This is a genomic window from Klebsiella sp. Lac1 (assembly GCF_009825425.1).
GTDB classification, from domain to species: Bacteria; Pseudomonadota; Gammaproteobacteria; order Enterobacterales; family Enterobacteriaceae; genus Klebsiella; species Klebsiella electrica.
Window position 1 is genome coordinate 610,733 of record NZ_VJZJ01000004.1, and the last position, 11,296, is coordinate 622,028.

Annotated in this window: 9 protein-coding genes and 4 tRNA genes; 8 read left to right on the plus strand and 5 right to left on the minus strand. The window is 56.4% G+C overall.

What is annotated here, in order from left to right; all coding sequences use genetic code 11:
• Position 1 precedes the first annotated feature (1 nt).
• The 6 genes from wecG to FNY10_RS25340 all read left to right on the plus strand — a co-directional run bounded on the left by wecG (position 2) and on the right by FNY10_RS25340 (position 3,019).
• A complete protein-coding gene (gene wecG / locus FNY10_RS25315) occupies positions 2 to 742 on the plus strand; it encodes a lipopolysaccharide N-acetylmannosaminouronosyltransferase (RefSeq protein ID WP_131050029.1) in 741 nt (246 codons plus the stop codon).
• Between the two features lie 340 nt (positions 743 to 1,082).
• The gene (gene thrP, locus FNY10_RS25320) at positions 1,083 to 2,468 is read left to right on the plus strand and encodes a bifunctional threonine/serine APC transporter ThrP (RefSeq protein WP_100686189.1); all 1,386 of its coding nucleotides are present in this window, start codon (positions 1,083 to 1,085) and stop codon (positions 2,466 to 2,468) included.
• Positions 2,469 to 2,570: 102 nt separating this feature from the next.
• A tRNA-Arg gene (locus tag FNY10_RS25325) sits at positions 2,571 to 2,647 on the plus strand.
• Positions 2,648 to 2,714: 67 nt separating this feature from the next.
• Positions 2,715 to 2,790: transfer RNA gene (locus tag FNY10_RS25330), tRNA-His, on the plus strand.
• Positions 2,791 to 2,811: 21 nt separating this feature from the next.
• Positions 2,812 to 2,897: transfer RNA gene (locus FNY10_RS25335), tRNA-Leu, on the plus strand.
• Between the two features lie 45 nt (positions 2,898 to 2,942).
• A tRNA-Pro gene (locus tag FNY10_RS25340) sits at positions 2,943 to 3,019 on the plus strand.
• Between the two features lie 528 nt (positions 3,020 to 3,547).
• On the opposite strand, the gene hemY is transcribed toward FNY10_RS25340, so the two are convergent.
• Genes hemY through hemC form a run of 4 tightly spaced genes read right to left on the minus strand, consistent with a single transcriptional unit; the run spans position 3,548 to position 7,635 of the window.
• Positions 3,548 to 4,744, minus strand: coding sequence for a protoheme IX biogenesis protein HemY (hemY, locus tag FNY10_RS25345; protein ID WP_100685948.1), 1,197 nt, complete (start codon positions 4,742 to 4,744; stop codon positions 3,548 to 3,550).
• A 3-nt stretch (positions 4,745 to 4,747) separates the two neighbouring features.
• On the minus strand, positions 4,748 to 5,935 hold the full coding sequence (hemX, locus tag FNY10_RS25350; protein ID WP_160704089.1) for a uroporphyrinogen-III C-methyltransferase: 1,188 nt from the start codon (positions 5,933 to 5,935) through the stop codon (positions 4,748 to 4,750).
• A 21-nt stretch (positions 5,936 to 5,956) separates the two neighbouring features.
• Positions 5,957 to 6,697, minus strand: a complete 741-nt coding sequence (gene hemD / locus FNY10_RS25355; protein WP_142255779.1) for a uroporphyrinogen-III synthase — start codon at positions 6,695 to 6,697, stop codon at positions 5,957 to 5,959.
• Entirely contained in the window at positions 6,694 to 7,635 is a 942-nt protein-coding gene (hemC, locus tag FNY10_RS25360) for a hydroxymethylbilane synthase (RefSeq protein ID WP_100685951.1), read from the minus strand. Before hemC ends, hemD begins: the two co-directional genes overlap by 4 nt.
• A 347-nt stretch (positions 7,636 to 7,982) precedes the next feature.
• Between hemC and cyaA the strand changes: the two genes are divergently transcribed.
• Positions 7,983 to 10,535, plus strand: a complete 2,553-nt coding sequence (gene cyaA / locus FNY10_RS25365; protein ID WP_100685952.1) for a class I adenylate cyclase — start codon at positions 7,983 to 7,985, stop codon at positions 10,533 to 10,535.
• Positions 10,536 to 10,611: 76 nt separating this feature from the next.
• Here the strand turns inward: cyaA and cyaY are convergent, their stop codons facing one another.
• Complete coding sequence (gene cyaY / locus FNY10_RS25370) at positions 10,612 to 10,932, minus strand: iron donor protein CyaY (protein ID WP_004869588.1); 321 nt, start codon at positions 10,930 to 10,932, stop codon at positions 10,612 to 10,614.
• 138 nt (positions 10,933 to 11,070) lie between these two features.
• Between cyaY and lptM the strand changes: the two genes are divergently transcribed.
• Positions 11,071 to 11,274, plus strand: coding sequence for an LPS translocon maturation chaperone LptM (lptM, locus tag FNY10_RS25375; RefSeq protein WP_100685954.1), 204 nt, complete (start codon positions 11,071 to 11,073; stop codon positions 11,272 to 11,274).
• The last annotated feature ends 22 nt before the right edge of the window (positions 11,275 to 11,296 follow it).

Below are 11,296 nucleotides of genomic sequence, written 5' to 3' on the forward strand. Positions count from 1 at the left end.
CATGACTGAGAACACTTCCGCGCCGCAGTACGCGTTGCGAGGGCTGCAACTCATTGGCTGGCGCGACATGCAGCATGCGCTCAATTACCTTTTTGCCGACGGCGAACTGCGCCAGGGAACGCTGGTGGCGATTAACGCCGAGAAAATGCTGGCGGTAGAAGATAACCCGGAAGTCCGCGCGCTGATTGAAGCCGCCGAGTTTAAATATGCCGATGGCATCAGCGTTGTGCGCTCGATACGCAAAAAATATCCGCGCGCCGAGGTATCCCGCGTTGCCGGTGCCGACCTCTGGGAAGCATTAATGGAGCGCGCTGGCGCTCAGGGGACGCCGGTATTCCTGATTGGCGGCAAGCCGGAAGTGCTGGCGGAAACGCAAGCGAAGCTGCGCGCGCGCTGGAACGTGAATATCGTTGGCAGCCAGGACGGCTATTTTACCCCTGACCAGCGCCAGCCGCTGTTTGAGCGGGTGCGAGAGAGCGGAGCGAAAATCGTCACCGTGGCGATGGGATCGCCGCGTCAGGAGATTCTGATGCGCGACTGTCGACGGGTTTATCCCGATGCGCTGTATATGGGCGTCGGCGGCACTTATGACGTCTTTACCGGCCACGTTCATCGGGCGCCGAAGTTCTGGCAGAACCTCGGCCTGGAGTGGTTTTACCGTCTGCTGTTGCAGCCGAGCCGGATTAAACGACAGCTCCACCTGCTGCGCTATTTACGTTGGCATTATTCCGGCAAGCTCTAATATTCCACTGCAATCAGGCGAGATTGCATACATATTCTGTGTAATGTCTTCATTCGCCTGATACTTTATTTGCCATTTCCGTAAAATTCATTAACCATTCGCATGCTTAATGCATGGCGGGCAGTATGTGCCGTCGTGCAAGCAGGGACATTTCCTTTCATTCATTAATAAAAATAACCGGTATATGGGCAAGACCATTCGCGGGTCGCGCCATGGCAAACCCGTCACTCTCCGGCGGCATGAAGCGCTGTGCTACGGCAAGGGGTGAGGTTAGCCATCAGGCGCGCCGTTCGAAGGACGAGGAACAAAAACCGGAAGCAGGGCAAACACAAGAGGTTATATGACAGAGAAAAAAGTGGAACTTCAGCGCGGACTGGAGGCCAGACATATTGAGCTCATCGCCCTTGGCGGGACGATTGGCGTGGGGTTGTTTATGGGGGCGGCGAGTACGCTGAAGTGGGCCGGTCCTTCGGTCCTGCTGGCGTATATTATTGCCGGTTTATTTGTCTTCTTTATCATGCGCTCAATGGGCGAAATGCTGTTCCTTGAGCCGGTGACCGGTTCGTTCGCCGTTTATGCGCACCGTTATATGAGCCCGTTTTTCGGCTATCTTACCGCCTGGTCATACTGGTTTATGTGGATGGCGGTCGGGATCTCGGAGATTACGGCCATTGGGGTGTACGTGCAGTTCTGGTTCCCGGATATGGCGCAGTGGATACCGGCGCTTATTGCCGTCGGGCTGGTGGCGCTGGCAAACCTGGCCGCAGTACGCCTGTATGGTGAGATAGAATTCTGGTTCGCGATGATTAAAGTCACCACCATTATTGTGATGATCGTCGTCGGGCTGGGCGTCATCTTCTTTGGTTTTGGCAATGGCGGGCACTCCATCGGATTTGGCAACCTGACCGAACATGGGGGCTTCTTCGCCGGCGGCTGGAAGGGGTTCCTGACGGCACTGTGTATCGTCGTGGCCTCCTATCAGGGCGTTGAACTTATCGGCATCACCGCCGGTGAAGCGAAGAACCCGCAGATCACGCTGCGCAGTGCGGTGGGCAAGGTCCTGTGGCGTATCCTGATTTTTTATGTGGGCGCAATTTTTGTGATTGTCACGATTTTCCCGTGGAATCAAATTGGCTCCGGCGGCAGTCCGTTCGTCCTGACCTTTGCGAAAATCGGTATTACGGCGGCAGCGGGTATTATCAACTTTGTGGTGCTGACGGCGGCGCTTTCCGGCTGTAATAGCGGGATGTACAGCTGCGGTCGTATGCTCTACGCGCTGGCGCGCAACCGGCAGCTGCCTGCGGCGATGGCAAAAGTTTCGCGCAATGGCGTACCGGCCGTGGGCGTCGCGCTGTCGATTCTGATTCTGCTGATTGGCTCCTGTCTGAACTATATTATTCCCAACCCGCAGCGAGTCTTCGTCTATGTCTACAGTGCCAGCGTACTGCCGGGCATGGTGCCGTGGTTTGTGATCCTGATTAGTCAGCTGCGTTTTCGCCGTGCGCATCAGGCGCAGATGGCCAGCCACCCGTTCCGCTCGCTGTTGTTCCCGTGGGCTAACTATTTTACGATGGCGTTTCTGGTTTGTGTGCTGATCGGCATGGGCTTCAATGACGACACCCGTATGTCACTGTTCGTCGGGATACTTTTCCTGGCCCTCGTGACGCTTATTTATAAGGTGTTTGGTCTGGGTCGGCATGGAAATGTCGATAAAACGACGGAATAAACGCCAAAGTGCACAAAGCGTGAGCAAACAGAAATTTTATTTAAAAAGGCACTAGACAGCGGGGGGGGAAGTCCGTATTATCCGACCCCGCAACGGCGCTAAGCGCCCGTAGCTCAGCTGGATAGAGCGCTGCCCTCCGGAGGCAGAGGTCTCAGGTTCGAATCCTGTCGGGCGCACCATTTAACCCGGTGCTTGAGCTGCGGTGGACTGTGAATTTAACAGTGCCGCGTGAAAAGATTTGCAGTGGTGGCTATAGCTCAGTTGGTAGAGCCCTGGATTGTGATTCCAGTTGTCGTGGGTTCGAATCCCATTAGCCACCCCATTATTGAAAGAGTTGTGAATTGCGAAGGTGGCGGAATTGGTAGACGCGCTAGCTTCAGGTGTTAGTGTCCTTAGGATGTGGGGGTTCGAGTCCCCCCCCTCGCACCACGACTTTTAAAATGAATTGAACTAAAAATTCAAAAAGCAGTACATCGGCGAGTAGCGCAGCTTGGTAGCGCAACTGGTTTGGGACCAGTGGGTCGGAGGTTCGAATCCTCTCTCGCCGACCAATTTTGAACCCCGCTTCGGCGGGGTTTTTTGTTTTCTGCCGCGCCACGACTATCTTATATCTCCCTGATCTTCCGAATAAAAAACCGCTATCCGCGCACACTGCGAACGCGTAATTTCGTACCCGGAATCCTCCCAATTTACTGTTGTGACAGATGCAATTTCCACGCAACCTGTGCGATAATAAACGGGTAGATGCTCATTCCATCTCTTATGTTCGCTTTCGGGCCTCATAAACTCCGGAATGATGCAGAGCCGTTTACGGTGCTTATCGTCCACTGACAGATGTCGCGCTTTTACGCACGATCTTCACGCTGCTGCGAAGCCGCTTGAGAGATACAGCGTATCGCCTCATCAAACACCATGGACATAACGTTGAGTGAAGCACCCAATTTGTTGTCAAACAGACCTGTTTTAACGCCTGCCCTGGTTTCAGTGCAGGCGTTTTTTTATGTCCGAGACGGGATGAGCAGAAGAGAGCTCAGAGAAGCGCGCTATCGCCTCTTGAAGAGACGATAGCGGGAGGGAAGTTACGGCTGAGGATTGTTCTGTAGCGTTAACAGCAGGCCGTCACGGCGCATTAACGCCGCTTCTTCCGGCTGATGCATACGGTCAAGCGTATCGGCCAGCCATGCGTAATCAAAGGCATCCGGACGCTGTTTCAGCGCAGCGCGAAACGCGATACTGGCCTCCTGCCATTCGCCGTGGCGCATCAGGGATTGCCCCAGGGTGCTCCACAGTAAAGGCCTGTCGCCGACCGATTTAATCTGCTGACGCAGCACTTTTTCCAGCTGCTCCGGATTATTGGTCTTCAGGCGCGGAATCAGCGTCACCAGGCGGTCATCATACTGCTTCTTCAGTCCGTCGATAATAATCTGCTGCGCGGTATCGTGATCGTCGCTCTCGATGAGCAGACTGGCCATCGCCACCTGCAGGGACACCTGGCTGCGAGTTTTGCGGTTCTGGTTTTGCCACCACTCACGTAATCCATCGCTTCCACGGTCGGCCAGGGTTTGATCCATCAAGCCAATCCAGGCCTGCTGCTCCAGCGCGGCGCGGTGCTCTTCATCACTGACGTTGGCTTTTGCCATTGACGGCAGAATATCCAGCAGCGAATTCCACGCGCCGGTGCGGGTATAGGCCTGCTCGGCCAGGCGCAACACTTCCGGATGCCGCGGGGTAATCTCCAGCAGCTTATCAATCCCGTGGCGGGCCGCATGGTTTTCATTGCGGGCCAGCTGCAGGCGCACGCGCGCGATCTCGACCGGGATCAGGTCGTCTCCGGCCAGCTCCGTTGCGCGCTCCAGATGCTGATTCGCCCGGGCTTCATCACCACGCTGCTGGGCTGCTTCCGCCGCCAGCAGATAGTTCACCACCGGCTGCTCGGCGTGATCGGCGTTCTTCGCCATCAGCTTTTCAACCTGCTGATAGTCGCCTTCCGCCAGCTTCAGCAATGCCTGTTCGGTTTGCTTACGTGCGCGACGGCGTTTGCGGCCCACGAACCAGCCACGGGTATGGGCGCCGGTACGGAAAATACGGCGCAGCAGCCATTCAATCGCAAACAGTACCACCATGGTGAGGATCATGATGATCACCAGCCCGGTGACGCTGGTTTCGATGTTGTAGTTATCGGTCTGGATCAGAACGTAGCCCTGGTGTCCGGAGATAATCGGGCCGACAACGATCCCGGCGATCAGCAGTGCGAAGAGTAAGAGAATTTTCAGCATGCGTTACTCTCCTTGTGGCGCAGGGGCAGGGGCAGGGGCAGGTGCGGGAGCAGGGGGCGTCGGCGCGCTGCTCTGGGTGACGGCTGGCTGGGCCATCAGGTTGCGTACCCGCGTTTGCATCAGCTTCTCGAGAATGGCCTGACTTTGCAGATTTTCCGGCACGTTCATCGTGATGCTTTGCTGACTCAGTTTATCGACATCTTCCAGGAACGCCCTGGTCGTGGCATCTTCCGTGTCGTAATACGCGCGAACCCAGGTGGAAACATTATCCAGCGCTTGTTTGTATGTCTCTTCCTGATGGCGCGGTACCGCTTGCGCCGCAACCAGCAGACGGGAGCGAATATTTTCGCGCAGGTAGATATCCTGGTTTGGCGCCAGCAGCGGGACAGCGGTTTCGTCGCGGCGACGAATGGTAATAAAGCTGTCCATAAAGCTCTGCCAGCTCTTTTGCAGATTCACGCGCCATTCGCCGATGGAGCTGGACAGCTCTTCGCTGTCGGAATCCATCGGCGAGTCGTCGCTGTTATTGTCGGCGAGGCGCAGATTATCAATCTGGTTAGCAAGCTGGTTGACCTTGAGGATAATACCGTCGTAGTCGACCTGGCTGACGGCCGACAGCGACGCGATATCGTCGGTAATGGCGCGGCGGGCGCTAATCAGACTGGGATCGTTCATATCGGCGAGGCTGGCATCGGCGCTTTTTAACAGCGCCGCGGCGGTGGTGACATCCCGATCGCTCCACAGCTTACGCCCGGCCGATTTAACCAGAAAATCGGCCTGCGCCAGCAGCCAGGTTTTGGCATCGCTGCCGGAAATGACGGCCACTTTTTGCTGCACGTCTTCCAGCTGCTTCGCCAGCGTCTCCTGCTGATGTTTCGCTGCGGTTAGCTGGTCCGCCTGCTGCCTGATAATCCCTTCAAGCTCATTTTTTTGGCTTTCTTGCGCTTTTTGCAGCTCCGCCAGCCGATCGGCGAGCGCCGTGCTGGTCTCGTTCTGGCGCGATACTTGCTGTTTATTTAAACCAAACAGGCCGACGCCTGCGGCGAGGGCAATGGCGATAGCAACCGCACTCAGAACGAGGCTGGTTTTATTGCCGCCGTTTTTCTTTCCGGTCTTCTCTGGCTGTGGCGCCTTGTCCACGGCCTCCCTGGTCTCTTCAACCACGGCGGATTGGTTTTGTTGTTCCGTCATTATGGCTTCCAATGTTGAGAGTTATTGTAATGCGCGTAGCAGCGCATCGTTGTCGGCGCTATCGGCAACCTGGATATCCTGCCAGCCCAATTCACGGGCCTGCCGGGCCAGGCGTTCACTGACAACTAAAATGCGACAGCGAAGGAGCCACCGTTCGCGATACCATTGGGGTATCAGCGCCCAAAGCTGTTGCAGCATCTCGCCGCTGGTCACGACCAGCGTAGTGACGCCGCTGGACTGCCAGCGCATTGCTTCTTCTGCGCCATCGTAATGCTTCGCACTACGTTGATAGCATTCACAAAAAGTAACGTCAGCGCCACGCTCGCGGAGCGTTTCGCCTAATAATTCCCGCCCGCCGTTACCGCGAAGAAGAAGGGCTTTCTTCCCGGCAATGTTTTGTAATTCAGGTAATTGTAGCAAGACTTCGCTAATTTCCCGATCTAATGGGTAGCGAATGTTCTGCCCACTGACCGTATGCAGGGCCAGCGCCGTAGTGCGGCCAATCGCAAAATAGCCGGGTGCTTTCGGCCAGCGTTGGCCCAGTTGATGCAAGCGAGCATGGGCAAACTCTACCGCATGCTGCGAGAGCGCAAACAAAAGATCGCCTGCGGACAAGGCGGCCAGCTGGCCGCCTAGCGCAGGCAGTTCGCGTCCGGGCGTAAACTCAATGAGTGGAAAACTCCAGGCCACATGTCCTAACGCGCGCAGGCGGCTGACCAGTTCTTCACTTTTGGGCAACGGACGGGTGACCAGGATGCTCATCGCGGGGCTTCTCCTGCATAAACGGCGGCGAGAATGCCGCGGGCGCCGTTATCCAGCAGCTCTTCCGCCAGCGAGACGCCGAGACGCTCGGCATCTTCCGGCTGGCCGCGTCGTTCGCCGCGTACCACCTGCGAACCGTCCGGCGCGCCGACCAGCGCGCGCAGCCACAGCTCACCGTTAATCAACTCAGCATAGCTGCCGATCGGAACCTGACAGCCGCCTTCCAGCCGGGTATTCATCGCCCGTTCCGCGCGGACGCGAATGGCGGTTTCCGTATGATTCAGCGGTGCTAACAGCGTTTGCGTCCATTGATCGTCCAGGCGACATTCAATGCCGACCGCGCCCTGGCCGACCGCAGGCAGCGACTGCTCCGGCGTTAACGGCTGACGAATGCGCGACTCGAGGCCCAGACGCTTCAGCCCGGCGGCCGCAAGGATAATGGCGTCGTATTCGCCGCTATCGAGCTTGCCGAGGCGGGTGCCCACGTTACCGCGCAGAGAGCGGATCTCCAGATCGGGACGTTGGGCTGCCAGCTGGCACTGGCGACGTAAGCTTGAAGTGCCAACGATGCTGCCGTGCGGCAGCGCATCGATTGACGCATAGTGGTTAGACACGAAGGCATCGCGCGGATCTTCGCGCTCGCAAATCGTGACCAGCCCCAGTCCCTCGGGAAACTCGACGGGAACATCTTTCATGGAGTGCACGGCGATATCCGCGCGCCCTTGCATAATGGCCAGTTCTAACTCTTTGACAAACAAGCCCTTGCCGCCCACTTTGGCCAGCGGGGTATCAAGGAGCACGTCGCCGCGAGTGACCATCGGCACCAGTTCCACCGCCAGTCCAGGATGGCAGGACTCAAGGCGCTCTTTCACATAATGCGCCTGCCATAGCGCAAGTGGGCTTTGCCGTGTGGCAATTCTCAAAACTTTGTCTAACATGCTTGTTACCGTCATTGTCGACCACAAACTATCCTAACATTGTTGCCTTATGGATGTTAGTTTTGTGGGATTTGGGGGGCGGCTCTTTCTTTATTTGCGTTTGGTGCCATTGCGGTTGCCACAACCGTAGTGAGGAATTTACACGCAGTAAACGGTGCTACACTGGTATGTAGCGCATCTTTCTTTACGGTCAATGAGCAAGGTGTTAGATTGATCACGTTTTAAACCATTTGTCCGTCAGCAGCTCATCACAACCACACCGACGACAAATGGTGACGGTTTTTGTTGAAATACTGAAATCCTCCGTACTATTGTACGACGGGTTTTTGAACATCAGGCGATATGTCTTGTACCTCTATATTGAGACACTGAAACAGAGACTGGATGCCATCAACCAACTGCGCGTGGATCGCGCGCTTGCTGCCATGGGACCCGCTTTCCAGCAGGTTTACAGTCTACTGCCGACATTACTACATTATCATCACCCGTTGATGCCGGGTTACCTTGACGGTAACGTTCCCCGTGGCATTTGCCTCTACACGCCTGATGAAACCCAACGCCACTACCTTGACGAGTTAGAACTGCACCGCGGCATGCTGGCGCAAGAGCCGCCGAAAGGCGAACTGCCGATTACCGGCGTCTACTCGATGGGCAGTACCTCCTCCGTTGGCCAAAGCTGCTCTTCCGACCTGGATATCTGGGTTTGTCATCAGGCATGGCTTGATACCGAAGAGCGCCAGCTGTTGCAGCGCAAATGTAGCCTGCTGGAGAGCTGGGCGGCATCGCTGGGCGTTGAAGTCAGCTTCTTCCTCATTGACGAAAACCGCTTCCGCCATAACGAAAGCGGTAGCCTGGGCGGCGAAGACTGCGGGTCGACCCAGCATATTTTACTGCTCGATGAGTTCTACCGTACCGCCGTGCGTCTCGCCGGAAAACGTATTCTGTGGAATATGGTGCCGTGCGACGAAGAAGATCATTACGACGATTACGTGATGGGGCTCTACGCGCAGGGCGTACTGACGCCAAACGAGTGGCTCGATCTGGGCGGCCTGAGTTCGCTGTCGGCGGAAGAGTACTTTGGTGCCAGCCTGTGGCAGCTGTATAAAAGTATCGATTCGCCGTATAAAGCGGTGCTGAAAACGCTGCTGCTGGAAGCCTACTCCTGGGAGTACCCGAACAACCGCCTGCTGGCGAAAGACATAAAACAGCGTCTGCACGACGGAGAAATCGTCTCGTTTGGTCTCGACCCCTACTGCATGATGCTGGAGCGCGTGACCGCCTACCTGCAGGCGATTGAAGACGACACGCGCCTCGATCTGGTGCGGCGCTGTTTCTATCTCAAAGTGTGCGAAAAACTCAGCCGCGAGCGCGCCTGCGTGGGCTGGCGTCGCGAGGTGGTAAGCCACCTGGTGAAAGAGTGGGGCTGGGATGAAAAGCGCCTGATGATGCTCGACAACCGGGCGAACTGGAAGATCGACGAAGTACGCAAAGCGCACAACGAGCTGCTGGATGCGATGATGCAAAGCTATCGCAACCTGATCCGCTTTGCGCGGCGCAACAACCTCAGCGTGTCCGCCAGTCCGCAGGATATCGGCGTGCTGACCCGTAAGCTGTATGCGGCGTTTGAAGCGCTGCCGGGCAAGGTGACGCTGGTGAACCCGCAGATCTCTCCGGACCTCTCCGAGCCGAATCTGACCTTTATCCACGTGCCGCCTGGCCGTGCCAACCGTACCGGCTGGTATGTGTATAACCGCGCGCCGGATATGGAATCGATCATCAGCCATCAGCCGCTGGAATATAACCGTTATCTTAATAAGCTGGTGGCCTGGGCCTGGTTTAACGGCCTGCTGACGTCACGTACTCGCCTGTTTATTAAGGGCAACGGTATCGTCGATCTGGCGAAGCTACAGGAGATGGTCGCCGACGTTTCGCACCATTTCCCGCTGCGCCTGCCGTCGCCCACGCCGAAAGCGCTGTATAGTCCCTGCGAAATCCGCCACCTGGCGATTATCGTCAACCTCGAATATGACCCGACGGCGGCGTTCCGCAATCAGGTCGTGCATTTTGACTTCCGCAAGCTGGACGTCTTTAGCTTCGGCGAAGCGCAGAAGTGCTTAATCGGCAGCGTTGATCTGCTGTACCGCAACTCGTGGAACGAAGTGCGAACCCTGCACTTTAACGGCGAGCAGGCGATGATCGAAGCGCTGAAGACCATTCTGGGTAAAATGCACCAGGACGCCGCGCCGCCGGATAGCGTTGAAGTGTTCTGCTACAGTCAGCACCTGCGCGGACTTATCCGCACCCGCGTGCAGCAACTGGTCTCCGAATGCATTGAGCTGCGCCTCTCCAGTACCCGTCAGGATACCGGGCGCTTTAAGGCGCTGCGCGTGTCCGGGCAGACCTGGGGGCTGTTCTTCGAGCGGCTTAACGTGTCGGTGCAGAAGCTGGAGAACGCCATTGAATTCTACGGCGCTATCTCGCATAACAAGCTGCACGGTCTGTCGGTCCAGGTAGAAACCAACCATGTTAAGCTGCCGCCGGTAGTGGACGGATTTGCCAGCGAAGGGATTATTCAGTTCTTCTTTGAAGAGGCGGATAACGAGAGCGGATTTAATATCTATATTCTCGATGAGAGCAACCGCGCCGAGGTTTATCATCACTGTGAAGGCAGTAAAGAGGAGCTGGTGCGCGACGTGAGCCGCTTCTACTCTTCATCCCACGATCGTTTCACCTACGGCTCCAGTTTTATCAACTTTAACCTGCCGCAGTTCTATCAGATTGTCGACGTTGATGGCCGACACCAGGTGATTCCCTTCCGTAGCCAGGCGATTGGCGCCGTGACGGCGCCGGTGAATCAGGATGCCGCGGTGTCACCGATGCTGCAGCAGCACTATTCCTGATCGACATGCCTGAGTCGCCATTTCCCCCGGCGATGTGGCGCTTTCGCCGGGGCTTTGCTTTCCCGGTTACGCTGGCTTAGCGAAAACTCACCGCTTCACCGGCCTGCCGGGTCGCCGCCTGTTCCAGCAGATCCCAGAAAGTTTCACCGCTGCGATCGCACACCCACTCATCACCTTTAAGATCAAAATGGTAGCCGCCTTGTTTCGTGGCCAGCCACACCTGGTGCAGCGGCTCCTGACGGTTGATAATAATTTTGCTGCCGTTCTCGAAACTGAGGGTTAGCACGCCGCCGTTGATTTCACAGTCGATATCGCTATCGCCGTCCCGCTCGTCCAGACGCTCTTCGATGGTCATCCACAGGCTATCAGCCAGGCGATGGAATTCACTGTCGTTCATGGTTCTACCCTGCTTTTTTGAAGATGGCGGCAGTATAGCGCGAAACAAAAGCGCGCGCAGTCGGATGCTAAACGCTTGCTTTTACGTCTTCTCCTGCGATGATAGAAAGCAGAAAGAGTGAATCACGGGCAACTATCAATGAAAAACGTTTTTCCAGCGCTTGCCGTTTTATTGGCGATCTTCAGCCTGACCGGCTGTGGTCTGAAGGGACCGCTTTATTTCCCTCCGGCAGAAAAGACGGCGGCTCCGCCGACCAAACCGGTCAATAGCGGTATCCAGAGCTCGACGCCGGATCGTAACGATCGCGGCGATAGCGGCGGCCCGACCCAGGTAAACTATTAACGATAACGTTCTGTTCCGCGCA